The following is a 24,435-nucleotide window of genomic DNA, read 5'->3' as shown; positions in this document are numbered from 1 at the left end:
ATGTTGTTTATACGGTCCTGTTGCCGGTTATATATCCGATGGACTTGCTGTTCGATTTGATGTGGACTGCAACGAATTCTGCTGGGCTATCGATAATTCTGCTTGCAATGGTGATCTCGATTTTGACCATCCCGCTTAAGAAGTGGGCGAAAAAGTCCGAGGATAAATTTCTTGCGGTCAAGCAGTTGGTCGACATCGATATCGCAAAGCAAGCTGCTGGACTAAAAGGCGAAAAGCGATTCGAAGTAGTTGAAAAAGTTTATGAAAAACACGGCTATCATCCAATCAAATCGATCGTCGCCGGAACATCGTTCGTTGTTATGCTTCCATTTCTGATTTCGGCGATCTTTATTTTTGGAGGCTCGGATGAATTGAAAGGCGTTAGCTTTTTGTTAATTAGTGATCTTTCGGAACAAGATCATCTGTTTTTTGGATTAAATTTACTCCCTATCTTAATGTTGCTCCTTGGAATTAGCGAGGCCCTATTGCGCTGGCATAACCAAAAGGATCAATTGATCCGTTACTTAATCGTGTCGGTTGTTCTTTTTGCGTTGGTCTATTCACTTGCATCTGCACTAATACTCTACTGGATTAGCATGAACATTTGTGCCGGGATCATCTTTTTTGCGGCGAGAAGCCAGAATCCTCGTTAGAGGTGAACTTTCGGTTGGCGACAACCTGTGTCTCGCGCCAGATTGCCTCTCCCGTTTTAGGAGACAGCTCCAGTGTCGTCCGGCAGCGAATTCACGGTTACAGGAGGCAGCTATTATTTAGCTGACCAATAAAGTTCGCTGTAGAAACGGTGGCGAAATGATGTTTGGTGCGTAACTGAGAATCTGCAAAGTTTGTAGAGTAACTTTGCTCTGAGCTGAAGGCTGCCCGGTGCATTCACGATATCCTGACTAAATGCGAGGACGCGTAGGTGCAAGTGTTCGGCTATCGAGAAGCTTGCGAAGGATATTCCTTCAACAATTGCCGAAGTTACATTGTAGCTTATGTTAGTCATGATATTGGCCAATACGCCTCCGCAGGACCGCCACACATAGCTGCTCTACGTATGGTTTTATATCATTAAATCAATGTATTGGCACTCCCTCATCCAAATTCAATTCCCTCCGGGCACACCATCTTCATGTCCGACATAATGCTTCGAATGGTGCACGATCACGTGGCGTCTCTGCCACTGGAATTTTCATTGAATTGAGTTGAAGTTGACGCGCGCAAAAGCGCCTGACGACAGCGGGCGGTTGCATCACAACCGCCCGTGCCTAGGTTTATTCCGCAGGTGCTGTGGTCTGCTTTTGCCTCAGACCATCGCGATAAAGCGCCTTGGCAAGCGCTATACACATCAGGCCCATGACCATCGTAAAGGGTAGCGCACCGATGATCATCGCATTTCGCAAGGCGTCCATCGGATTGTTTTCACCCGCAGCGAGGATCAGAGCGCCAATCACCGCTGTCAGGATAAGGCCCCAGACGATCTTGTGCTTGTTGCCGATGTTCTGATCTCCGCCAGACATGATGGTGTTCATCACCAGAATGCCCGAGTCCGCCGAGGTGACCAGGAAGGTCATGATCAGGACGACACACATCACGGTGATGCCAGACAACAGCCCACCGGTGATCATCTCTTGCAAGGTGACAAACAGCTTGGCGGTGTTCGACGCCCCGATGATCGCGCCTTCGGCGGTGCCATTCAGTTCTAGATCGATCGCGGTGCCACCCAGAATGGTCATCCACGCAAAGCAGACCAGCGCAGGGGCAAAGACACAACCGATGATGAACTCACGCACAGAGCGTCCCTTGGAAATGCGCGCCAGGAACAGGCCGACGAAAGGCGAAAACGCGATCCACCAGGCCCAGTAGAACGTGGTCCAGCCCGCTTGCCAGCCAAACTGCCGACCCGGATCACCTGCAGCGTAGACCGAAGCCAGAACAGATTCCGGCAGCGAGGCGGCGTCGCCTTCTAGGCCAGATTTGAACCCGTCAAACGATCCCCAAGGATTGGTCGCACCGGCGTAAAGCGCATCGGCAAACGGCGCTGCTTCACTCGGCAGGGCGGCATCAAACGCCGCCGCCGATTGCGGATTGAAAGCACCAAAGCTGAGCGAAATGAAGTGCTGGATGTAATCGACAAATGCAGTTGCGTAAGTCGTCATCGCGAACAGGAACGACCCAAAGACAACAAAGACCAGCAACAGGATCAGCGACAACACCAGGTTCAGGTTAGACAGGTACTTGACGCCACGACCAACACCAGAGACAGCCGAGATGATCGAGAGGCCCATGATCACGATGAGGCCAGCCAGCAGACCAACAGTGCTGGGGGCCGGTGCGTCACCGGTCAGATCCATCATCCATTCCATACCTGAAATGGCGTAAAGGCCGTCGATGAACTGCGAAACCCCGTAACCGATGGTAACTGAAACACCCAAAATGGTTGCCACCACGCCCAGTACATCCACGACGTGGCCCAGGAAGCCGTTCATCAGCTTGCCGAACAGAGGTGTCAGCGCGGTGCGAATAGTCAGGGGCATGTTGCGCGTGTAGGCGTAATAGGCCAGCGACAGGCCGGTCACCACATAGATCGCCCAGGCGTGAAACCCGTAATGCAAGAAAGTGTAGCGATATCCTGACTGCAATGCGTCTTCGCTATTGCCGACGACATCGCCCGCGATGACAACCGGGTTCGATCCCCACAGCCCTAAAGGCTCAGCGGTAGCGAACACCATGAGACCGACGCCCAAGCCCGCGCCAAACATCATCGAAAACCATGAGAAATCCGAGAATTCTGGTTTTTCGCCCTCTGGGCCCATAAGCCGCTTACCGGTTTGCGGCAGCGCCGCCACGACAAACAGGAAAAAGACAAAAAAGCCGACAATAATGATATAGAAGGCGTTGAAATCTTCCAGCAGACGCGAGTTCAGGCTTCCAAGAACTCCGTTTGCATTTGCGGGCCAGACAAGCGCCCAGATAACCAGCGCGACCATGATTGACTTGCTCAGCAAGGCAATCTCAACACTGTGCCCTTCATAAAACCCGCCCGAAGATCGCTTGATCTCCAGATCGGTAAAAGGTTCCTTCATAGACATGTGTTTCCTCCCTATTCGCACGTGTCCTGATTTCCAGAAAGATCTTCATGAGCGTCCCGGAGCTTCGCCATCGAGCCCTACGTCAGCAGAGCTTCTATTTTGTCGAGGGTCGCTACACTGACAGCCACACCATCGTTCTTGGCCACCAAACGCTTTGCCTGGCGGCCGTCACCGGGCAAATGTGCGCCGTTCTGAGATCGGATCGCTTCGACAAGATCGACAATTCTGGAAGAAAATGCGTCATCCGCAGTCGCAGAAGCGTCAATTGCAATAAAGAACTGGCCTGTTTTCGGAGGCCCACCGGCGGTTCCCGAAAAAGGTGAGGCGTGTATCCCAAGCGTGGCACCAGTCAGCGCTGCAGCCAAAACCTCGGTCATCAGGGCAACGCCAACCCCCTTGTACCCACCCGATGGGGCCATGGAACCCTTAAGCCCAACATTCGGGTCGGTCGTAGGGTTGCCATCTGCGTCCAACGCCCAGCCAACCGGGATTGGTTTGCCTTCGCGCGCGTGTTTCATGACCTCGCTTTTGGCGATGGTGCTGGCGCTTTGATCGATCAGTAATGCGGGTTGGCCGTCGTTTCCAGGGACCGCGATTGAAAATGGGTTGGTTCCGACCACCGGTTTGGCACCACCGGACGGCGCGATGGAGGCGGGCGCGTTGGTGAACCCAAGTCCCACAAAACCAGCCTGCGCCAGCCGGTAGGTGTGATACCCCAGAACGCCGCAGTTATAGCTGTTGCGGATCGCCAGCACCGCAACGCCCTGCGTGCGCGCCGCAGCGATCAATGCCTCGAACCCCGCGTCGATCGCCGTGTGGGCGAACCCGGTCGCGGCGTCGACCGTCACTACGCCGGGGCGCGGCTGGGACAGCTGAGGGGTGGCCTGCCCATCTACCTTGCCGCACTGAACATGTTCGCAATAGATCGGGATATAGGCCAGACCATGGCTCGCTACCCCGTCCGCCTCGGTTGCGGCGGTTGCAATTGCCAATGGACGCGCGTTTTCTTCGCTGGTGCCCGCGGACACCAACGCACGGAAAGAAAGATCCTCGATTTCAGCAAGGCTAAGGGTACGGGTTTCGATCATGTCGGTCTCTCATTCAGTCATTGTCGGAAAGGCCCGCACCGGCACCCAACAGCCGGGATTCTTCGGTGGCGGGCGCATAGGTGCGGTGGGCAAATCGGTTAAGGGTGTCCCAACTGTCCGGGTCCGGGGTTGCGCGGGTCACTTGCGGTCGAGGGGTGGAGAGTTGGCCGCCCAGCGCGATCTGGACGTGATCAGAAAGCGCGGGCCATTCCTGCCCGGCTTCCAAATGACCGCCATCCGTTGCGGCCGAGAACAGGTCGGACGTAAGCGAGATCACGCTACCCTGAGCGCGCGCCGCAGAAGCTACGAAGGGCAGCAGATAGACAGGCACCGCAAGGTTTTGGATACGTATGGGACCTGCGTGCAGCAGGTCAGACCGATCAGAAAGCAACGCGCCCGTAATGATCGGACAAAGCACGCCTTGCCCCGCCCAAGCCGACTGCATCTCAACCGGGCGGTGATTCTTGAGTGAGGCCGCCAGACCTTGCTCCAACAATTGCGCCAGGGATTTCGTGCCATCAATCCCGTGCGCGCATAGCCAACGTGTGGCTTTGCCCGCCTCTTCCGCCAGACCCCATGGATATCCGGCTCCGCGCGCGGCGCGTTTGGCCGTGGCTTCGACCTCATTCAGCGATACGTTCACGATCCTAGCTCCGGATAGATCCACAGATCGGCAGTCTTGCTGCTTAACTCTTCGGGATAAGGCGCGCCAGCATACATGCAGATACGTACCCAGCGGTCTGAACGAGGATCGAAATGCGTGGCGCCAAAGAACGAGAGTTTGGCACGCAGCATGTCGATCGGCAGAACATCCGCGCTGATCGTGTTGTCGCGAATTTCGCCGTAAGGCGCGACGCGGCTCATTTGCGCGCGACGGATCGTGTGGCGGTGTTCAGGGTGTTCAAGTAGGAACTCGGCGATGGGTGCACCATCCGCCCATTCCGAAAGCGCGCTTTCGGCCAGAGCCGCGTCGCGCGCCGGGGCTAGCGGCTGTTCGTAGTCTGCAATCGGTTCGTCAAACCGCTCACCCAGCCGGGGCTCGAGCTTTTCCTCGGACACATACCAAGCGCGCGCGCAGTGTTCGGGCGCGTTCCAGTCCAGATCCATTGCCCAGCCAAAGCTGGCGCGGATAAGGTCGCGCACTGCGCCAACGGTCATCGTGCCATCAATCACATGCGCCGCACCGTTGCTGTCCGCCATACAGCTGGTCAGCCCATCGACCAGTTCTCCGTAGGGTTCAAGGATCAGTGAGGCCAACAACTCCTGCCCTTCTTCGCTGAGCGCAGCCTGAGACCACTTTATCAAGCGGTCCCAGGGCTGATTGCCCGTCAGATCGGTCTTGTCGAGATAGTCCGATATTGCGCACAAGTCAGCATTCAGCGCCGCGAGCTTTTCGATCTGGATTGGATGCTCGGACTTCCACCACGAGATCGACAATCTGCTACGGGCGAAGATGTTGCGAAACTTGGCCGCTTCTGCCTCTGTTGCGGTCTCAATGGACCGAACCCGCGAGATCGCCTCTTCCCGGACCATGATCCAGTTGTTGAACAGGATCGGGTGATTGACGATGAAAGGCGCCATACCTAGCCCGGTCGAATTGCCTATACCCAGCCAACGCGCGATTTCCGGGTTCAACTCTGCGGTCTGGTCGCCACCCTTGGTGCGGGCCATATGTTGCACCAGATCGCGCACGAAGGTCCGCGTCAGGTAGACCGAAAGCATCTCGGCCTGAAATGGCGCGCTGACTTCGTCTCGGTCTGCAATCCTCTCACGATCCGCCGCGCCGAACTTGCCCGAGCCATAGACGGCGGTTGTCCGCATCAGGTAACCGACCTTGTAAATCTGTTCGAGGTCGGGCTGCTGACCGGTGGCAAGACGATCCACAACATGTGCCCACAGACGCACCGAGCGGTTGGCCCGTGACAAGGACAGCTCTCTTTCGCTTACACGCCCGGCCTCTTGCAGAGGTACGTTTTGCGAAAGCCGCTCAATGTCTTCCGGGTCAGGAATTCCGTCAAACAACGCAAAGGTCGCGTCCCATGCCTCGGCGATCACACGATCCGAGCGTTGCTCGGGTGGCAGATCATGGGCAAACGCCACCAACGAATAAGCGCGTTCGGGACCTTGTGCGGTGTAAACCGCGTGACCGACGCCCTTTTCATCAATCAGGAAGACCGGGCGGGTGAATGTCCAGTTTTCGGCAGCCATCCGACGGGTCAATTGCCGCATAAAACTAAGACGGCATTGATGCAACGATCCTAGACGGGACAGGCGCATCACAGTGGCCGGGTCGCGGCGTGCGATATGCGGGCTTTGGTCCATCATGTGCCTTGTGGACCAAAATTATCGGCAAAGAAGCGGTACCAGTTGCCGCCCATGATCCCCGCGACCTCGTCGGAGTTCATGCCAGTGGCGCGCAAGCCGGACTCGATGTTGCCGAAGTCGCGATTGTCCCGAAACCAGCCCGGCATGGGCGGGAAACCGGGGGCCGAGGCCGAACCCTCGCCATAGTCGATCTGTTTTGTCCAGCGCCCCACGCGCATCCATTCAACCACACTGTCGGGCTGATCTTGACACAGGTCGGTGCCAATCCCCAGATGCTGGGCACCGTATTTCTCAGCCGTTCGGGCGATCATCTCACAGAAACTCTCCAACGTGCAGTCGGACTTGTCCTTGAGGTGATGAGGATAGACCGAAAAGCCCAGCATCCCACCATTTTCCGTCACCGCCCGGATCACCGCATCGCGCTTGTTGCGTAAAGCGGGTGACCATTCGTGCGGATTGGCATGGGTGATGGCGATGGGGCGCTCGGACAATTCCGCCGCTTCGATGGTCGACCGATCCGCCGAATGGCTCATATCGACAACAAGGCCCACGCGGTTCATCTCTTTGATCACCTGCTTGCCCATGCGGGTGATGCCGGTGTCTTCGGCCTCGTAACAGCCGGTCGCCAGCAGCGACTGGTTGTTATAGGTCAGCTGCATGAAGCGAGCGCCCAGATCATGCAGAACCTCAACCAGACCGATATCGTCTTCGATCGGGGATGGGTTCTGAAACCCGAAGAACACAGCCGTCCGCCCCGTTTCGCGCGCGATGTCGATGTCGCTGGCCCAACGGCCTTTCATGATCAGGTCCGGGTATTGCTCGAACCAGCGATTCCACTTTTCAAAGTTCAGAACGGTTTCGCGGAAATTCTCATGATAAGCGATGGTGACGTGGATCGCATCCACGCCGCCTTCGCGCAGTTGGCGGAATATCTTCTCCGACCAGTTGACATATTGCAGCGCGTCGATACGCATCAGACGGGGCCTGCGCTGATATAGGCGGTCTTGACGGTGGTATAGAACTCTGCCGCTGCTTTGCCTTGTTCGCGCGGCCCGTACGAGCTGTCGCCGCGACCGCCAAAGGGTACGTGATAATCGGTGCCTGCCGTAGGCAGATTCACCGTCACCACACCAGTTCGCGCATTGCGGCGGAAATGGGTGGCACGGGCCAGCGATTTAGTCACGATGCCCGAGGTCAGGCCGAAATTGGTGTCGTTCACCACACTCAGCGCCTCGTCATAGCTGCCAACCTTGATGACGCTGGTCAGCGGCGCAAACATTTCCTCGCGGTTTATGCGCATGTCGTTGGTGGTGTTCAGGAACACGCCCGGCGACATGTAGAAGCCCTCATGCGGCATCTCTAGGCGCTGTCCACCGCAGGCCAGTTCGGCCCCTTCAGATTTACCCAGATCGACATAGGCGAGGTTCTCGCCTAGTTGCTGCTGGCTTACGACGGGGCCCATCTGAACACCTTCTTCCAGCGCGTGGCCAACTTTCATCGCCTGCGCGCCTGCGACGAGTTTCTCGACAAAAGCATCATGGATGCCTGCATGCACCACCAGCCGCGACGAGGCGGTGCATTTCTGACCGGTGCCGCCGAATGCGCCGCCCAATGCCAGCGAAACCGCAAGATCCAAATCCGCGTCGTCCATCACGGCCAGCGCGTTCTTGGACCCCATCTCCATCTGAACTTTGGTCAGGTTCTGGATCGCCGCCGCCGCGATGCCCTTGCCTACTGGAACCGAGCCGGTGAAAGAGATCGCGTTGACCTTAGGACTTTCGACCAAACGCTGCCCGATGCTGCGGCCTGAGCCCATAACGAGGCTGAACAGACCTTTGGGAATGTCCTGCCGTTCGATGATTTCGGTCAGTGCCACGGCCGAGGCCGGGGTGATGTTCGCCGGTTTCCACACCACAGCGTTGCCATAGCACAGTGCGGGCGCAATCTTCCACGAAGCGGTCGCGGTGGGAAAGTTCCACGGGCTGATAATGGCGACAACACCCACCGCTTCGCGGCGCACGTCAATCTCGATATCGGGTCGAACGGAGTCGGCGTTTTCCCCAATCTGACGAAGACATTCAGCGGCGTAGTAGGTAAAGAACTGACCCGCTCGATAGACCTCGCCCTTACCTTCGGCCAGCGGCTTGCCCTCTTCCCGGCTGAGCAACGTGCCCAGTTCCTCGGCGCGGGTCATCAGCTCGTTACCGATGGCGTTCAGAACGGCCTGCTTACGTTCCAGCCCATAGGCAGCCCATTCAGCTTGCGCGATACGCGCCTGATCCAGCGTCGCTTCAAGTTGGTCGCTGCTGGCTTGCGCGAACATACCAACCAGGTCAGTCAAATCAGAAGGGTTGCGGTTTTCGATTTCGCTTTCGCCTGCCAGCCATTCGCCAGCGATCAGGTTCAGTTTGGTCACAATGCGCCCCAGAGTCAGAATTCGTTTGTCACAGGATGGATTTTCCGATGCACATCAGTCAAACTCAAATAACTTAAACAAACTTCAAGGAAACTGAAGTTGGCAATCAAGATTGAGATGCTGCGTTGCTTTTGCACGGTGGCCCAGACCGGGAACCTGTCCGAGGCCGCCGACCGCCTTGGTCGAACGCAATCAGCCGTCTCGATGACATTGAAGCAGCTCGAAGACCATCTGGGCAAAAAGCTGTTCGAAGGCGAGCGCAAGAACCAGCTTTCCCCGCTGGGTGAGCAGGTACTCGATCTGGGCTTGCGGCAAGTGCGCCAATTCGATCAGACCGTCCAGAATATCGAGGCCGCCGCGCTGGCTGAACAGGGATTGATCCGGATCGTATCCGTCCCGTCGGTTGGCGCGTTGATCTTTCCACCACTATTGCACCACATGAGCAGCGAATCCCCCGGGGTGAAGATCGAGCTGCGCGACACCGACACGCAGCAGGTGTTGGATGCTATCGCTCAGGATCAGGCAGATATCGGAATCGCATCCGGGTATCACGCCCTGAACGGCATCCGAACCATTCCGCTTTTTCAGGACTCCTTTGGATTGGTCGCGGCCTCGGATCATCCTCTGATCACACGCGCAGAACCGCTGAATATCCCCGACATCGCCACCGCGCCCTTTGTCCGAAACACGTTGTGCGATCTGATTCAAACGCCGGCTTTCCATACGGCAATCAAAAACGCCGAGATCACAATTCACAACACGCATTCATTGATCACGCTGGTGCGATCGGGCGAGTGGATCACAGTGCTTCCTCAAACCGTTGCCGAATTCTTGCCGGAGGCGGTGTCTTACCGCCCGATCACGGACCTTCACGACAAAAGGCAAGTGTATCTCTATGTCCGCGAGCGTTCGCGCTTCCAAGATCTGACCGAGCAGTGTTGCGCGTTCATCCTATCCCGTGATTTCGCGTGAGGGAGGGAGTCGATTAGACCTTTCGCCTTCAACCGCCCCTGAGACGCTGCATCAGATAAACCTCGGCACCTTCCGGAATCGGCTCAGACAGTCCGGTCGCGATGATGCGCCCGTCCAACGCCACCGAGACCCCAGCATCGATCGGTGCCTGCAGCCGGGGATGTATACGCACCAGTTCCTGCAGCAATTCGCCCGTGGTGGCGGCCTCAACCTCGACCACCTCGCGACCCCCGGTCAAAGACCGGAGGCTAGACCAGAGGTGGACCTCAACCATTGTCCTTGAGCGCGGCAAGAATGCGCGGCGGGGACATTGGCAGTTGCTTCAGGCGTACACCGGCCGCGTTGGAGACCGCGTTGGCGATGGCGGCCAAGGGCGGCACGATGCCGGTCTCTCCCACACCACGCACACCGAACGGGTGGCCGGGGTTGGGCACTTCGACAATCACCGTGTCGATCATCGGCAGATCGCTGGCGACCGGGATGCGGTAATCGAGGAAAATCGAGTTCTGCAAGCGGCCATCCTCACCATAGATATATTCCTCGTTCAGCGCCCAACCGATGCCCTGCGCAGCTCCGCCCTGATACTGGCCTTCGACATAGGTCGGGTGGATCGCCTTGCCCGCGTCCTGAATGACCGTGTAGCGGGTGATGCTGGTCTTGCCGGTTTCCGGGTCGACCTCGGCATCCACGATATGGGTGCCAAAGGATACACCCGCGCCTTCCGGCGTGGCCTCGAAATGGCCCGAGATCGGGCCGCCGGTCGCGCCCATATGGGCGGTGATATCGGCCAGCGGGCGCGGATCGAAGTCACCGGCATTGGGGCCTGAGGGCACGGCACAGCCGTTCTCCCATTTCACCGCATCAACCGGGATTCCCCAACTGGCCGCTGCGCGGGCGCATAGCTGCTCGACCGCGTGGCGCGCCGCCTTGATTGTCGCCAGACCCGAGGCATAGGTCACGCGGCTGCCGTGGCTCACATCATTGTAACCCAGCGTTGCCGTATCGGCGACGGTGACGCGAATGTTCTCGTAGGGAATGCCCAGAACCTCGGCCGCCATCAGCGCCATTGACGCGCGTGATCCGCCGATATCCGGCGTACCGACCATGACTTGGGCCGAGCCGTCCTCGGACAGCGCCAGAGATACCGAGGTCTCACCACCATGGTTGAACCAGAACCCACAGGAAATCCCGCGCCCTTGCCCCGGCTTCAACGGGGCCGAGTAATGCGGATGCGCCTTGGCGGCCTCAAGCGTTTCGACAAGACCTATGCGCTCATAGGTCGGGCCATAGCTGGCTTTGGTGCCTTCATGCGCGGCGTTTTTTAGGCGCACATCCACCGGGTCGAGGCCGAGTTGATTGCACAGCTCATCCAGAACGGATTCGACCGCGAACGCACCCATCGGAGCACCTGGCGCGCGATAGGCGGCCTGTTTCGGGCGGTTGGCCATTACGTCATAACCGACCTGGCGAACGTTGGTCAGGTTGTAGGGCGCAAAGGCACACATGGCGGTCATGTCGCCCGGCGCACCCGGGAAGGCACCGCCCTGCAGGCGGAAGATGCCTTCGGCTGCCGTGATGGTGCCGTCCTTCTTCATACCGATCTTGATATCCATCGACGCCGATGAGGTCGGGCCGGTCGCACGGAACACCTCGGACCGGGTCATCACGATCTTTACGGGGCGGTTGGCCTTGCGGCTGAGCGCCAACGCAACCGGTTCGATGAACACAGTGGTCTTACCACCAAAGCCGCCGCCGATCTCAGACGCGGTAACACGCAGTTGTGAGGTTTCGATGCCCAGCAACGCCGCGCAGGTTTTCTGTGCGATCCAATGGCCCTGGGTGGTGCACCAAAGCTCACCTTTGCCGTCAGTACCCAGAGACCCCATGCAGGCATGAGGTTCAATGTAACCCTGATGGGTTGCCTCGGTAACGAAGCTGTCCTCAATTACCAGATCCGCCTCGGCAAATCCGGCTTCGACATCTCCATGGCCGCTTTCGTGATAGCGCACCACGTTGGGGTGCATCCCCTCGGGCACCGAGTAGTCCGCTGCGCCTTCGCGGATGACAGGCGCGTCGGGGGCCATCGCCTTGTCCACATCTGTGACGTGGGGCAAAACTTCATATTCAACCTCGATCAGCTTCAGCGCATCGCGTGCCGCCAAGGCTGATGTCGCTGCAACTGCTGCTACCGCGTGGCCGTCATACAGAGCCTTTTCGCCCGCCATGACATTTTCCAGCACGTTCCAGAATTCGCCTTCCAGCCCCGGCTTGAACGGAACATCGGCGAAATCGGCGCGGGTCACGACGGCTTTGACGTCTTTGTGGGCCTCGGCCTTTGAAGCATCAATCTTGACGATCCGCGCATGGGCATGGGGTGAACGCAGGATGGCGCCATGCAACATGCCGGGGGCTGAGATATCCGCACCGAACTTGGCGCGGCCCGTCACCTTGTCCAGACCGTCAGGGCGGTCAGGGCGGGTGCCGACAAACGTGAAGTCAGATTTGCGATCGTCCAGTGCCATTACGAAGCCTCCCGCATCTCAGCCGCCGTATCCATCACGGCGCGAATAATCTTGTCATAGCCAGTGCAGCGGCAGAGATTGCCTGCCAGCCAGTACCGGGTTTCCTCTTCGGTGGGATTGGGGTTCTTTTCCAGCAGCGACTTGGCCGCCACCAGAATGCCCGGGGTACAGATGCCGCATTGCAGGGCGGCATACTCGATCATCTTCTTTTGCAGCGGATGCAGGACGTCGCCGTCCGCGATCCCTTCAACCGTTTCGATCTGCTTACCTTCAGCCTCGACGCCCAACATCAGGCATGAACACACAAGACGGCCATCGACGCTGACCGAACAAGCACCGCAATCGCCGGTGCCGCAGCCCTCTTTCGCGCCGGTCAGGTTCAGCTTGTCGCGCAGACAGTCCAGCAGGGTTTCGCGTGGGTCGCAGAGGTATTCAACCGCGTCCCCATTTACGGTGGTGGATACGTGGAACTTACTCATACGTCTTCTCCCTTTGCGCGGGCATAGGCGATTTTTGCGGCGCGCTTGGCCAGAACGCCAGCAACTTCGGTGCGGAATGCAATAGTGCCGCGTTTGTCATCAATGGGGTTGCAGGCAGCCGAGGCCGCTGCAGCGAGCGCGTCCAGCGCCGCGTCATCCAACGCGCTGCCAATCAGCGCTTTGGCGCAGTCTTCAACCAGCAAGACGGTTGGTGCGACAGCCCCCAGTGAGACGCGCGCCTCGGTGATGGTATCGCCATCCAGTCGTAAGTTTACGCCCACACCAACCACCGCGATATCCATCTCGGTGCGCGGGATAAAGCGCAGATAGGCGTCACCGGCGTTGTCGCCACGCGCTGGAATGTTGACCGCCGAGATCAGTTCGCCTTTGGCCAGTGAGGTCTTGCCGGGTCCCGTCGGGATGTCTTCGACCGCCACCTCTCGTGTGCCGTCCGGGCCCGTCACGGTGACTGTAACGCCTGCCGCAACCATCGCTGGCACCGAGTCCGCCGCCGGAGAGCCATTGCACAGATTCCCGGTCAGCGTCGCACGCCCCTGTACCTGAGTCGATCCAATCAGATCCATCGCCTCGACCACACCCGGCCAATCGCGGCCCAACGCGGCGTGCTCGCTCATCTCGGCGCCGGTCGCGGCGACGCCCAGCGTCCAGCTGCCATCGGCATTGCGGGTAATTTCGCTAACGCCATCGATCTTCTTGATGTCGATCAGTGTATCGGGCGTCACCAATTCCGAGCGCAACTGCACCAGCACATCGGTGCCGCCTGCCAGAAACCGAGTGATGCCCGTTGCATTTGCGGCCAGAGCCGACGCCTCGGCAAAGCTGGCGGGGCTGTGATAATCCATGAAAGTACCTCGCACCTGTTGATCAGGATAGACTGGGGTTCGCCGGGGACGTTAGTGCAGCAAGTCGGCGGCGTCCATGGCTGGAACGACCAATTTTTGGGATTCAAAATGTCGTTTTATCGAGAGCAATCACAGATCGATCTCGATCACCCCGTCTGCCCGGGCCGCCCGGCTTTGGCACAGTATGATCGCACCTTCGCGTTGTTTGTTGGACAAAACGAAATCGCGGTGTTCGATCTCACCTGAAATCACGTCACATTTGCAGACCCCGCAGATCCCATCAGCGCATTTCACATCCACGTGAAAGCCCGCCTCATTAAGTACCTGCGCCGCATCTTTGTCAGCGGGTACAGTCAACTCCCGACCCGATTTCGCCAATTTCAGAGTGAACGGATGGTTCTCATATTCGGGCTGTTCCGGCACCGAGAAATATTCGAGATGCCGTGCACCTTCCGGAAACCCCTGCCGTTCGGCTGCGTGAATGACGCCGTCCATATAGCGGTCAGGGCCGCAGGTATAAACGTGCCATCCGTCCTGATATCCGCCCAGAACGGCCTCCAGATCGGCCCGTGTGCCCTCGTCCGAGAAGTGATAGTGCACGTGATCGGCCCATGGCACAGCCGCCAGATCATCCAGATATCCGGCACCTGCTCGTGTGCTGGCGGAATAGTGTAACTCGAACGGTTTGCCCATCGCATACAGTCGGTGGGCAAAAGCAATCATCGGCGTGATGCCAATACCACCGCCCATCAGGAAGGTTTTGGTTGCAGTCTCGTCCAGCTCAAAATGGTTTATCGGCTTTGAGATGAAGACCTTGCGCCCTTCGTTGAAGATGCGGTGCAGCAAGGCCGAGCCGCCGCGCCCCTCATCCTCGCGCAGCACGCCGATCTGATAAGTGTTGCGGTCGGAGGGATCGCCCGACATCGAGTACTGCCGCAGGAATTCGGGCGAAACCAGCACGTCCAGATGCGCACCCGCCGTCCATTTCGGCAAGGGCGCACCGTCGAGGGTTGAGAACTCGTACTTGGTGACATCCGAGGTCATCTTGTCGACCTTGGTTAATTCCACCCGCATCACCGGGGCGTCCCCTGCGACCTGATAACGGTGGATCACAGACATATCGCCGGCCGCTTTGCGCGCTTTGTAGTCTTCAGCTGTGACCATCGCCTCATAGGCGGCAATTCCGGCTTCCCGGTCCACGTTGAAGGGATAGGGCCATGGGTGCGGTGCGAGCGGAGCGGGGTAGACAGCAAGCGTCTGATCCTCGTACTTCAAATCGAGGTCTTTTTGTAGGTCCCGCCGGTTCAATGGGTGCTGCGACGGGCGATAGGCTCCGTCAGGTTCCAGCTCGATATCCCACCACCATTTCTTGATGTTATTTAGACCACCATTGCCGACCGCATCATCCAGTTTGGCCAATGCAGGCGCGGCCTGCGGAATATTCATCGCGGCCCATCGGAACGGGCGTTCCTTGAATATACCTTCGAGATTCCATGGGCAGGTCTTCATGCATCGTCCGCACATCGCCCCCCCGGGCGTGGTGATACGGTAAGTGGCGCATTTCTGGCTGTCGGATTTCCAGATTTCATAGCCGTTGAACATCAGCTTTGGCCCGGCAGTGATCGCGCCCGAAGGGCATTCCCGAGCGCATTTGTTGCAGCTTTCGCAAAACGTCTGAAGGCCGAAATCGATGGGTGTGTCATGCGTCATCGGCATGTCGGTTGTCACGACACCGGATTTCAGGCGCGGGCCAAGATAGGGGTTCAGGATCACCTCACCGATCCGACTGACCTCGCCCAACCCCGACAACAGCAGCAGCGGCGGTTGCAGCACCTCGCCATCCATCACCGTATGCGCCTTGGCCTTGTAGCCGAGATTTCGGATTTGCTGCGCGATCACGCCCCCCAGCAGTGAAAACCGCAGGTAGGCGCGCATAGATTGGGCCACACTGATCCAGTCATCCCCGCTGGCGCCTTCCATCGTCTCATAGCCCTGGTCGATGATCATGCTGATCGCCTGATCATGGGGCGGAACGATTTCGTCTCCGGTGGCGTCATGGGAATACCAGCTCCACTCGGGGCACCGGCTGAGCCCGACGGCGTCGACCCCAAGGAAATAGGTTGCAGCCTTGATATTCGCGGCATTTCTTTCGGTATCTGTGGGTTGTACAGCCTCGGCGCTGTCACCGTCCTGCAGCAAAACAAATGCGCCCAGCGCGCGGCGTTGGGCGAAGCTGGGGGCGGATTTGCGCACGTAATGCCCGCCCTTTGTCGCATCCTGCAGCGATTTTCCCATGTCGCCGAACTGAGCCCGCGCAAACATGTCTGCGCGTTTGGGCACCCGGGCTACGTTTTGCTCGTCGATATAGGTGGTCGGTGTGTCGACTCGTTTGAGGTTTTCAAAAGGATGTGCCCCGTCCACATAGCGCCGCTTGGCATAGGCATCCCGGTTCAGAGCGTTCTTGGCGAAGCCTGCACCCAGCCACCATGCAGGTCCTTGCGTGCGGAACCACGGTTGTTCGGCCAGCGGTTGCAAGGGTCGGTCATGCGCGATCTCCATTTCGGTGGTCACAGCGGCCAATCCGAACCGCTTACCCAACCAGGGCACCACAACCGCACCATCCTCAACCGAGGCCAGACCCGCAGCAACTGCCAGCTTGCCCAGATCAACCTCAGAGGACATCGCCGTATGCGCCCGCGCATCGAAACCCAGGAGGCGGATGTAGTTGGCAATGACCACTGCATTCTCGGTGGCAAGCAAACAGGCGCGGTGATCCTGCGCATCCATGATCCAATCGGACCCGGGCTCCGAGGGGTCCGGATCGCGGTTGAACTCATAGAGAAACACGAGCGTATGGCGATGACAGTCCATCGGGCGTGGCGCGGCCTCCATGCTTTCTTTTAGATCCGCCATGATCAGATCGATGCCCGAGGCCAGCGTTTTGGTTTGCCGCGTCCTAAGCGCATGAGCCAGCCGGTCGATATCCGGGTTGCGCCGAGGCTCAGCCAGCATCGCCTCCGCGGGTAGCGGCCCACAGCCCATCATCGACGCATCGTTGAAATAGCCAAACGCTTTCAGATGATTGGCACGATCTGCTGGGTTGGCAGGAATTTCCGATGCGACGGGGTTCACAAATCCATCCCGAATTGCGTCCATCATCGCCTGAAACTCGCCCATCGCATTCACGATGCTTTCGGGCTGCTCGGGCCTGCGAAAGCTAAGCGCACACATCGGTTCGACCTGCGCCAGATCAGGCATCCGATCCAGCCGCGCCAGCCGTTCCAGCGGGAACGGACCCATGTGAACAGGTCTGTTCTTGTCCGAGAAAAAGCGGATCCCCATCGCGCGCCTCCAGTTAGCTGCCCTTTCCCCTACCCCGGCATGGACACCAAATCCATTCATGAATAATCATAAATGGTATGAGCAGAATTGATTTCACAGATCTGGACGGCAAGGTCCTACGGGTGTTCCTGACGATACTCGAAGAAAGCTCGGTGTCGAAAGCTGCCGACCGGTTAGGGGTGACGCAATCGGCCATCAGCCATACGCTGGGCAAGTTGCGGCAAGTGCTGGGCGATCCACTATTTGTCCGATCCGGACAGGGGCTGACCCCGACCGAACGCGCTTTGTCGTTGAAAGAGCCGGTGCAACAGGTGCTGGACAACATGCGCGCCCTGACCGAAGGTCGCCCGTTTGATCCGCTGTCCGAACAGATGGACATTCAGATCGCCACCAACGACATGCCGCGTGAGTTGATCTTTCCCGAACTTCTGCGGGCGACACGCGCCGAAGGCGTCAGGTTGCGGCTGGAGTTCATCCCGTCGGGTGTTCCTGACCCGGACTTGCTGCGCAGCGACCGGTGTCAATTGATGCTCACCCCGCTGCCACCGGATGGGCCGGATATCTTTCAGAAGCGGCTGATCACCAGCCCCTTGTTGGTATTCTATGATGCCGCTCACCGTGATCCGCCTGAGGATTGGCGCTCCTATTGCAACAGCGATCATGTCGAGGTGCGATTTGCCGACGGGCGCAACGCCCGTGCCGTGATGCGTGGCGTTGATCAAAGCCAGATCAGACCGCCCGTCGTAACCCTGCCGCATTTCAACGCAATCCCGCCTTTCGTGAAAGGCAGCGACCTGATCTCGACCGACACGGCGCTGATGAAACGCGGGCCGCTTGCCACGCTGGACAGCGCACCACTGCCGTTCAAATGTGAAGCAGTGTCAATCTATATGGTCTGGCACCAACGCTCGTCCAACGACCCGGCACATCGTTGGTTACGCGACCGGATCGACGCGATTGCGGCCTCGCTTCAGACCTGAGATAGCAACCAGTCGCGCATCTGTTTCACCAGCTCCGGTTGGCGCGGTTTCTGCGGGGTGACGATGAAAAAGCTCAAATCGTCAACCAGCACCTCAGAGAGCGGCTGCACCAACCGACCCGAAGCCAGTTCCGCAGACACAAGTGGCGCATTGGCCAGCGCAAAGCCTTGCCCCGAGACAGCGGCGTCTATCGCCAGACTTGTCTGGCTGAAACTCATCATCCGCGGCTTCCCCTCGACCCCGGCGCGTTCAAGAAACAACGGCCACAGCCCATGGGAATCGCTGAGCAAAACGTGTTGCATCAGGTCGTCTGGACCTGAAATTTGCGATGCGAGGTCCGGACTGCCCACGACAACGAATTCGGTCGAGAACAAAGGTGTTGCTTGCAGATCTCGAGCAACCGGTGAACGGCTCTGGCGTACTGCAATATCGATTCCATCAGACTGGAAATCCGCCAACCGCTCGCGCGCGTCAACCTGCACCGAGATATCGGGATGGCGGGTCACAAAATCATTCAGACGCGGCACCAGCCATTTTGAGGCAAAGCTGGGCGTGACCGAGATCGTGATCTGCCGCTGATCAGCCAGCTCATCGACAGCCTCTTCAATCAGCCGAAACGCCCGACGCAGCGGCGCGTGGAACCGACGCCCCGCTTCGGTCAAGCGCAACCCACGTGGTAGTCGTTCAAAGAGTGCAGTGCCCAGCCGCGCCTCCAACCCCCGCACCTGCTGCGCAACGGCCCCTTGGGTTACGCCGATTTCTTCCGCAGCCAAGCGAAAGTTCAAGTGGCGTGCCGAGGCCTCAAAGGCGCGCATCGCATTGAGAGGTGGAAGAGCGGGCATAACTAGACTGTAGATTTTCTACAGCCTATGCGCAATAGAACTGATTGGTCAAAGTGAACGCTGCCAGCCATCTTTATACCAAACATCGCAAAGGAGCGTGAAGATGGAAAAAGTAGCTTTGATCACGGCAGGCGGCAGCGGTATGGGCGCGGATTCCGCGCGCAGATTGGCGGCGGATGGTTTCAAAGTCGGCATCCTGTCCTCGTCAGGCAAGGGTGAGGCGCTGGCGCATGAGTTGGGTGGCGTGGGCATCACGGGCTCGAACCAGTCGAATGATGACCTGCAGAAACTGGTCGATGCTGCAATGTCCCATTGGGGGCGGATCGATGTGCTGGTGAACTCAGCCGGGCACGGACCCCGCGCAGCGGTGCTGGAGCTGACCGATGAGGACTGGCACACCGGCATGGATGTCTATTTCATGAATGCCGTCCGACCGACCCGACTGGTGACCCCGATCATGCAAGCGCAGGGCGGTGGATCGATCATCAACATCTCAACCTTTGCTGCGTTTGAACCGGATCCGGTTTTTCCGACCTCGGGCGTATTCCGCGCCGGGCTGGCGGCGTTTACCAAGCTGTTCTCGGACAAATACGCCGCCGACAACATCCGCATGAACAACGTCTTGCCCGGGTTCATCGACAGCCTTCCGGAAAGAGAAGAGTTCCGCACACGCATCCCGATGGGCCGCTACGGGCGCAGCTACGATGAAATCGCCTCGGTCGTGGCTATGCTCGCCTCCGAAGGCGGAGGCTACATAACCGGGCAGAATATCCGCGTCGATGGCGGTATCACCCGGTCTGTCTGAACTCAGAACCGCGCCTTAACAAGATGCGTCAGTGCCGCGCCGGTTTCGAAGAAGGCGCGGCGTAGGCCAGTCCAGTTTTCGCTATACTCAGCCACTGACGGAACCGGCAGCAAGGACGGATCGTCCTTGAGCAGACTTTTGGCCATCAAACGCCCGAACACGGTGCCCGGCCCGATCCCGCGACCAGAAAACCCATGCGCGGCTAACGCATTTGGCCCGATCTGAGTGATTTTGGGAATGTGATCCGAAGTCATGGCAATCCGCCCATGCCAGCCCTCGATCAACGGCTGATCCGCCAGTTGCGGATACAGCGCCGCCAGTTTGCGCCTGATCCAGGATTTGTGGGCAAATCCTCCGGCGCTGCTTAGATCCCCCATGCCGCCAATGACGAACCGCCCCGTCTGATCCAAACGGAAGGATGTCATGATGAGGCCGGTATCCCAGCATCCTTCTGCCTTCGGCAATATGCTGGCCCGCAGGTTATGGGACAGCGGCGCGGTGGCGTATTGGAAGTAGTAGACCGGCACATAGTCTGGTGCCGTATCGGCGATGCCCTGATGATAAGCGTTGGTCGCCTGAATGACCGATCTGGCGCGTACGGTTCCACCATCCCCCTGCAGCACCCAAACCCCGCCTTCCTGCCGCAAAGATCGAATCGGGCTTTGCGTATATATCTGCGCCCCCGCATTCTGGGCGGCGCGGGCCAGTCCCACCGCATAGCCCAGCGGCTGAATTGTACCCGCGCGGGGGTCAAACAATGCGCCGTGGACTGCCGGGCTGCCCGTCCGCTGGCGCGACGCGTCAGGATCGAGCAATTCGACCGGCGCACCAGAAGCGCTCAGCTGTGCGTGGCGTGTACGCAGATCACCAAAGCCCGAGGCCGAATGAGCACAATGCAACGTGCCTTGCCGCTCAGGCTCGCAGTCAATCCCGTGCGCTTCAATCAACTCGAACACGTCTGACGGCGCGTTAGCCAGCAGATCGATCAACCGATCCCCCGCCATTTGCCCCAGATGCGACCGAATTTGATCGGGTGGCAGCCAAAGCCCTGCGTTGACGAGACCGACATTCCGCCCCGATCCACCATGGCCGATCTGATACGCTTCGAGCAGGCACACCGAAGCCCCCGCTTTTGCTGCGGTCAAGGCCGCAGAACACCCGGTGTAACCACCGCCGATCACGGCAAGATCAACGCTTACGTCATCAGACAGCTTTTGCGTGTCGATACGCTCGCGACAGGTCTGCCGCCATAACGATTGATCATAGTCGCGCATGCCCGGGCCTCGCCAAAGTTTCGCCGATCATCAGGCTGGTCTCAGTTGGTTGCAAGGGCGCGCTGGTCAGCCCGCCCCATAGCGATGAGGAACGGATCCGCCTCCTGATGCGACTGGAATGACGCCTTATCTGTCATGCCCCGCCAGTGCCCCAGTGTCAGAGACTGCGCCACCGCGCCGCTCAGCGTTGCACCGGGGCCGGTGACGATGAACAGATCGGGTGCGAACTCGCGTGCGGCCGTCTGGATTGCATGGGTGAAGTCATAGGTCTCGGTCACCTGATGGCCCAGCGTGTAGTCCCACAACTCACTCGTGTCAGTTGCGCCGGGCCACCAGATTTTGCCACGCCCGTCAATCATCGGGAACTTGGGCTGAGCAAAAAGATCAGAACTCAATTGCGCCCGACCTTCCGCCGCCACCGGGGCCTGCAGCGCCGTATGAAAGGCGGCGTGATTGGCCAGCCGCAATGGGAACCGATCCTGCACGGTGGGGTGTGCCGCCTCAAACGCCGTCAGACCCGCCTCATTGCCTGCCAATACCAGCATCCCGCCCAGATCGATCGAAAGCGCCAGAGAATGATTGCGCAACGCATCGATCCTCGCCACCTCATCCAGCAATGCGGCTTTGCGGGCAGGATCATTCGCCCATGTCTCATCGACGAATGGGTAAACCAGTTGACCGCCGATCAGGTGCTTCTGCATCAGCGTGCCCATCGTATTGACCACGCGAAACCCGTTCCCAGGGGTCAATGCCCCTGCGGTGGCTAGCGCAATATACCAGCCCATCGAGTTACCAGTGACGGCGACGACTTCAATATCGCTGGCCAATGCCTGCGCATCGGCCAACGCGGCAGCATAGATCAGGGGTGAGGCCACATCGCCGCGCGAGTACTTCCCTACGCTAAAGCGATCAGCCCCATCCAAGGCAGTAATCGCATCCTGTCCGCTTCCGGCGCGAATGGCGTCGAAGCTGCGTAACAAGTCCATTCGATCCGAATGATGTTGGTGCAGATAGCCCAGCTCAGGCTTGTTATAAGTGCCCCGGCCCGGGCAGATCACAACGGCGGTGCGGGTCATGAGGCTGCTCCTGTCAAAGCCAGCGCTGCGGCAACGATACCGTCTTTCGAAGGAAGAGGCGCGGCATAGGCCGGGCCGGTTGCGATAAAGCAATCCTCGGCCACAACGCGGGCGGTTGGGGTGGAGGGACTTTCTTCGGCGAAGAAAGTCATCAGCGCCTCGGACTGGCTGCCGGTCTTGCGGCATTCGTCGACGATCAGAACATGCGCGCATGTTTTGGTGGCTTCACGCAAGGCCTCCTCTGGCAAAGGAGCTAGCCAACGCATATCGATAATCCGGGTTTTCAGACCTGCCGCCTCAATTTCGGGCAGGGCCTGTTGCGACAGGTAATGCCCGTTGCCATAGGTCACGATGGCGAGATCGGTGCCGTCCCCGTGTACTCCCACATCGCCCAGCGCAATTTTCTGATCCCGCGCAGGATAGGTGGTCATCCACCCGCCATCCTGCGCCGCATGCAGATCGCGCATCGGGTAGAGTGCGATCGGTTCAAGAAACACCACTACCCGCTGCTCTTCGCGCGCCAACCGCACGCATTCGCGTAGCATTTGCACCGCATCCGCCCCGGTCGACGGGCAGGCGATGATGACACCAGGGATATCCCGCAAAACGGCCAGAGAGTTGTCGTTATGGAAATGCCCGCCAAAGCCCTTCTGATATCCCAGCCCCGCAATCCGCAGCACCATAGGGTTGGTGAACTGCCCGTTCGAGAAGAACGGCAAAGTTGCGGCTTCGCCCCGAATCTGGTCCTCGGCATTGTGCAGATAGGCCAGAAACTGGATCTCGGGGATCGGGATGAAACCGTTATGGCCCATACCGATCGCGAGACCCAGAATGGATTGTTCATCCAGCAGCGTATCAATCACGCGGTCCGGACCAAAGCGTTGCTGCAGCTTTTGTGTGACGCCATAAACGCCACCTTTGCGGCCCACATCTTCGCCCATGCAAACGATCTCGGCATGTTCCAACATCAGATCGGTCAGCGCCCAGTTGATCAGGCGGCTGAGCGGCTGCGGCTCATCCATCGCGCGCATATCTGCGCCAAAGGTCTTCGCACGCGCCTCAGTGCTCGGGCCGTTGGTCGCTTTACAAGGGCGCTTAGGCGGGATCAGGCTTGCCATCACTTCGGTCGCATTGGCAAGATGGGGACGGCTGGCAGCCTCTGTAGCCACACGATCCGTTCGGGTGCAGGTATCGCTGTAGATTTTTAACGCCTGATCCGGCGACAATGCACCCGCCTGATCCAGCAGTCGTACGGTGTGCAAAAGCGGATCATTGGCCTCATCCGCCTCAACCTCAGTTTTCGGCAGATAGGTCGTGGGCACATCCGCCCCGGCATGGCCATAAAGCCGCACCGTTCTGAGATGCAGGAAGGCCGGTTTCCTGCGCTTGCGGACATAATTTGCAGCCTCTTTCGCGACCGCATGGGTTTCATAAATGTCCAACCCATTGGCCTGAAAATACTTGATCCCCGGACGATGCTCCATCGACGCCTGAATCCAGCCCTTGGGCGTTTTGACCGAAATCCCGATCCCGTTGTCTTCACACACGAACAGCAGCGGCAGCGGTGTCGATTGCACACTGGTCCAGCCTGACGTGTTGATCGCCCCCTGCGCGGTGGAGTGATTGGCCGAGGCATCCCCAAATGAACACATCGCAATCCCGTCTTCCGGCAACACGCGATGTTCGGGCGCATGTCGCCGGGCTGCCCCCAGCGCATAAGCCGCACCAACGGCTTTGGGCAAATGGCTGGCGATGGTCGAGGTCTGCGGCGGGATCATCAGCGCCCTTGATCCCAACACCTTGTGCCGCCCGCCCGAGGTCGGGTCCTCTTTCGAGCACGCAAAGCTGAGCAGCATATCCCACGCGATCTGCTGGCCCGGCACCTGTTCGGCGCGCGCGATCTGAAACGCAGCATCCCGGTAATGCAGAAAGGCAATATCGCTTGGGCGCAATGCGTGCGCGACGGCGGCCATCCCTTCGTGGCCAGATGAGCCGATGGTGTAGAACCCCTGCCCTGCCTTCTGCATCGCCCGGCTGGTCCGATCCAACGCGCGGCTGAGAACTTGCGACCGGAATAGCGAAACGGCTTCAGAATCGCCCAGACCGACGCGCGGCGGGGCTCCGTCGGGAAAATCACGATTTGCGACACGGGTCAGGAAATTCTCATGTACGATCTGGGCGCGGTCCATGTCTCTCGCTTTTGTCTTGTTGGTGTCATCGGCCTTGGGGAACCTCTGCGCGGGCGCGACCCGCTTGCTGATTTGTCCCGCGCTCCGACGTGAATTTCAAGATCGCGGATGGTACGGCACCCGCTCGACCACAAAAGTGATGTGGCGCACCACTCATCGCTCTGGCGGTA

19 protein-coding genes are annotated in these 24,435 nt (G+C 58.9%); 4 read left to right on the top strand and 15 right to left on the bottom strand.

The annotated features are described in order from the left end of the window. The first annotated feature begins 38 nt into the window (after positions 1-38). Positions 39-653: a YidC/Oxa1 family membrane protein insertase gene (locus ACR0NM_RS17560; RefSeq protein WP_170398434.1), complete on the top strand. Its 615-nt coding sequence runs from the start codon at positions 39-41 to the stop codon at positions 651-653. 621 nt (positions 654-1,274) lie between these two features. Here the strand turns inward: ACR0NM_RS17560 and ACR0NM_RS17555 are convergent. From ACR0NM_RS17555 to ACR0NM_RS17530, 6 genes are all read right to left on the bottom strand, one after another. Beyond that, positions 1,275-3,092 carry a BCCT family transporter gene (locus tag ACR0NM_RS17555; RefSeq protein ID WP_480615910.1) on the bottom strand — a complete coding sequence of 606 codons (1,818 nt, stop codon included), beginning with the start codon at positions 3,090-3,092 and terminating at the stop codon, positions 1,275-1,277. A 77-nt stretch (positions 3,093-3,169) separates the two neighbouring features. Then, entirely contained in the window at positions 3,170-4,180 is a 1,011-nt protein-coding gene (locus ACR0NM_RS17550) for an Ldh family oxidoreductase (protein ID WP_170566737.1), read from the bottom strand. A gap of 13 nt (positions 4,181-4,193) precedes the next feature. Continuing rightward, entirely contained in the window at positions 4,194-4,823 is a 630-nt protein-coding gene (locus ACR0NM_RS17545) for a DUF3726 domain-containing protein (RefSeq protein WP_170408218.1), read from the bottom strand. Beyond that, positions 4,820-6,502: a hypothetical protein gene (locus ACR0NM_RS17540; protein WP_480615908.1), complete on the bottom strand. Its 1,683-nt coding sequence runs from the start codon at positions 6,500-6,502 to the stop codon at positions 4,820-4,822. The genes ACR0NM_RS17545 and ACR0NM_RS17540 overlap by 4 nt, the downstream gene beginning before the upstream one ends. Continuing rightward, positions 6,502-7,479, bottom strand: a complete 978-nt coding sequence (locus tag ACR0NM_RS17535) for a membrane dipeptidase (protein WP_170408216.1) — start codon at positions 7,477-7,479, stop codon at positions 6,502-6,504. Before ACR0NM_RS17535 ends, ACR0NM_RS17540 begins: the two co-directional genes overlap by 1 nt. Continuing rightward, positions 7,479-8,921 carry an aldehyde dehydrogenase family protein gene (locus tag ACR0NM_RS17530; RefSeq protein WP_170566730.1) on the bottom strand — a complete coding sequence of 481 codons (1,443 nt, stop codon included), beginning with the start codon at positions 8,919-8,921 and terminating at the stop codon, positions 7,479-7,481. Before ACR0NM_RS17530 ends, ACR0NM_RS17535 begins: the two co-directional genes overlap by 1 nt. 99 nt (positions 8,922-9,020) lie before the next feature. Here ACR0NM_RS17530 and ACR0NM_RS17525 point away from each other — a divergent pair, with 99 nt between their 5' ends. After that, positions 9,021-9,893, top strand: coding sequence for a LysR family transcriptional regulator (locus ACR0NM_RS17525; RefSeq protein ID WP_480615906.1), 873 nt, complete (start codon positions 9,021-9,023; stop codon positions 9,891-9,893). Between the two features lie 28 nt (positions 9,894-9,921). Here ACR0NM_RS17525 and ACR0NM_RS17520 read toward each other — a convergent pair whose 3' ends face one another. The 5 genes from ACR0NM_RS17520 to ACR0NM_RS17500 all read right to left on the bottom strand — a co-directional run bounded on the left by ACR0NM_RS17520 (position 9,922) and on the right by ACR0NM_RS17500 (position 17,099). Continuing rightward, a complete protein-coding gene (locus ACR0NM_RS17520; RefSeq protein ID WP_170408213.1) occupies positions 9,922-10,167 on the bottom strand; it encodes a MoaD/ThiS family protein in 246 nt (81 codons plus the stop codon). Continuing rightward, the gene (locus tag ACR0NM_RS17515; protein WP_170513769.1) at positions 10,160-12,415 is read right to left on the bottom strand and encodes a xanthine dehydrogenase family protein molybdopterin-binding subunit; all 2,256 of its coding nucleotides are present in this window, start codon (positions 12,413-12,415) and stop codon (positions 10,160-10,162) included. Before ACR0NM_RS17515 ends, ACR0NM_RS17520 begins: the two co-directional genes overlap by 8 nt. Further along, the gene (locus ACR0NM_RS17510) at positions 12,415-12,894 is read right to left on the bottom strand and encodes a (2Fe-2S)-binding protein (RefSeq protein ID WP_170408211.1); all 480 of its coding nucleotides are present in this window, start codon (positions 12,892-12,894) and stop codon (positions 12,415-12,417) included. The genes ACR0NM_RS17515 and ACR0NM_RS17510 overlap by 1 nt, the downstream gene beginning before the upstream one ends. Further along, a complete protein-coding gene (locus tag ACR0NM_RS17505) occupies positions 12,891-13,757 on the bottom strand; it encodes an FAD binding domain-containing protein (RefSeq protein ID WP_170398402.1) in 867 nt (288 codons plus the stop codon). The genes ACR0NM_RS17510 and ACR0NM_RS17505 overlap by 4 nt, the downstream gene beginning before the upstream one ends. A 129-nt stretch (positions 13,758-13,886) precedes the next feature. Beyond that, on the bottom strand, positions 13,887-17,099 hold the full coding sequence (locus ACR0NM_RS17500; RefSeq protein ID WP_480615904.1) for a reductive dehalogenase: 3,213 nt from the start codon (positions 17,097-17,099) through the stop codon (positions 13,887-13,889). Positions 17,100-17,176: 77 nt separating this feature from the next. Here ACR0NM_RS17500 and ACR0NM_RS17495 point away from each other — a divergent pair, with 77 nt between their 5' ends. After that, a complete protein-coding gene (locus tag ACR0NM_RS17495) occupies positions 17,177-18,079 on the top strand; it encodes a LysR family transcriptional regulator (RefSeq protein ID WP_480615902.1) in 903 nt (300 codons plus the stop codon). On the opposite strand, the gene ACR0NM_RS17490 is transcribed toward ACR0NM_RS17495, so the two are convergent. Next, positions 18,070-18,921, bottom strand: a complete 852-nt coding sequence (locus ACR0NM_RS17490) for a LysR substrate-binding domain-containing protein (RefSeq protein ID WP_170398394.1) — start codon at positions 18,919-18,921, stop codon at positions 18,070-18,072. The genes ACR0NM_RS17495 and ACR0NM_RS17490 overlap by 10 nt on opposite strands. A 103-nt stretch (positions 18,922-19,024) precedes the next feature. Between ACR0NM_RS17490 and ACR0NM_RS17485 the strand changes: the two genes are divergently transcribed. After that, complete coding sequence (locus tag ACR0NM_RS17485) at positions 19,025-19,726, top strand: SDR family oxidoreductase (protein WP_480615900.1); 702 nt, start codon at positions 19,025-19,027, stop codon at positions 19,724-19,726. A 2-nt stretch (positions 19,727-19,728) separates the two neighbouring features. Here ACR0NM_RS17485 and ACR0NM_RS17480 read toward each other — a convergent pair whose 3' ends face one another. Genes ACR0NM_RS17480 through ACR0NM_RS17470 form a run of 3 tightly spaced genes read right to left on the bottom strand, consistent with a single transcriptional unit; the run spans position 19,729 to position 24,265 of the window. Further along, positions 19,729-21,000, bottom strand: a complete 1,272-nt coding sequence (locus tag ACR0NM_RS17480; protein WP_480615898.1) for an NAD(P)/FAD-dependent oxidoreductase — start codon at positions 20,998-21,000, stop codon at positions 19,729-19,731. Between the two features lie 41 nt (positions 21,001-21,041). Next, positions 21,042-22,076 (bottom strand): ACP S-malonyltransferase, encoded by a 1,035-nt coding sequence (locus ACR0NM_RS17475; RefSeq protein WP_170514528.1) that lies wholly within the window; start codon positions 22,074-22,076, stop codon positions 21,042-21,044. After that, positions 22,073-24,265, bottom strand: coding sequence for a dehydrogenase E1 component subunit alpha/beta (locus tag ACR0NM_RS17470; protein ID WP_480615896.1), 2,193 nt, complete (start codon positions 24,263-24,265; stop codon positions 22,073-22,075). The genes ACR0NM_RS17475 and ACR0NM_RS17470 overlap by 4 nt, the downstream gene beginning before the upstream one ends. Positions 24,266-24,435 lie beyond the last annotated feature (170 nt).

Source organism: Ruegeria sp. AF2 (assembly GCF_056542025.1).
This window is presented reverse-complemented; position numbering and strand designations above follow the sequence as displayed.

What these genes read in the sequence shown, in the direction of transcription:
- ACR0NM_RS17470 (WP_480615896.1), bottom strand. Translation starts at nt 24,265, where the DNA reads ATGGACCGCGCCCAGATCGTACATGAGAATTTCCTGACCCGTGTCGCA.
- ACR0NM_RS17480 (WP_480615898.1), bottom strand. Translation starts at nt 21,000, where the DNA reads ATGCGCGACTATGATCAATCGTTATGGCGGCAGACCTGTCGCGAGCGT.
- ACR0NM_RS17490 (WP_170398394.1), bottom strand. Translation starts at nt 18,921, where the DNA reads ATGCCCGCTCTTCCACCTCTCAATGCGATGCGCGCCTTTGAGGCCTCG.
- ACR0NM_RS17520 (WP_170408213.1), bottom strand. Translation starts at nt 10,167, where the DNA reads ATGGTTGAGGTCCACCTCTGGTCTAGCCTCCGGTCTTTGACCGGGGGT.
- ACR0NM_RS17550 (WP_170566737.1), bottom strand. Translation starts at nt 4,180, where the DNA reads ATGATCGAAACCCGTACCCTTAGCCTTGCTGAAATCGAGGATCTTTCT.
- ACR0NM_RS17560 (WP_170398434.1), top strand. Translation starts at nt 39, where the DNA reads ATGGACTTGCTGTTCGATTTGATGTGGACTGCAACGAATTCTGCTGGG.
- ACR0NM_RS17485 (WP_480615900.1), top strand. Translation starts at nt 19,025, where the DNA reads ATGGAAAAAGTAGCTTTGATCACGGCAGGCGGCAGCGGTATGGGCGCG.
- ACR0NM_RS17555 (WP_480615910.1), bottom strand. Translation starts at nt 3,092, where the DNA reads ATGTCTATGAAGGAACCTTTTACCGATCTGGAGATCAAGCGATCTTCG.
- ACR0NM_RS17540 (WP_480615908.1), bottom strand. Translation starts at nt 6,502, where the DNA reads ATGGACCAAAGCCCGCATATCGCACGCCGCGACCCGGCCACTGTGATG.
- ACR0NM_RS17515 (WP_170513769.1), bottom strand. Translation starts at nt 12,415, where the DNA reads ATGGCACTGGACGATCGCAAATCTGACTTCACGTTTGTCGGCACCCGC.
- ACR0NM_RS17535 (WP_170408216.1), bottom strand. Translation starts at nt 7,479, where the DNA reads ATGCGTATCGACGCGCTGCAATATGTCAACTGGTCGGAGAAGATATTC.
- ACR0NM_RS17500 (WP_480615904.1), bottom strand. Translation starts at nt 17,099, where the DNA reads ATGGGGATCCGCTTTTTCTCGGACAAGAACAGACCTGTTCACATGGGT.
- ACR0NM_RS17495 (WP_480615902.1), top strand. Translation starts at nt 17,177, where the DNA reads ATGAGCAGAATTGATTTCACAGATCTGGACGGCAAGGTCCTACGGGTG.
- ACR0NM_RS17510 (WP_170408211.1), bottom strand. Translation starts at nt 12,894, where the DNA reads ATGAGTAAGTTCCACGTATCCACCACCGTAAATGGGGACGCGGTTGAA.
- ACR0NM_RS17505 (WP_170398402.1), bottom strand. Translation starts at nt 13,757, where the DNA reads ATGGATTATCACAGCCCCGCCAGCTTTGCCGAGGCGTCGGCTCTGGCC.
- ACR0NM_RS17475 (WP_170514528.1), bottom strand. Translation starts at nt 22,076, where the DNA reads ATGACCCGCACCGCCGTTGTGATCTGCCCGGGCCGGGGCACTTATAAC.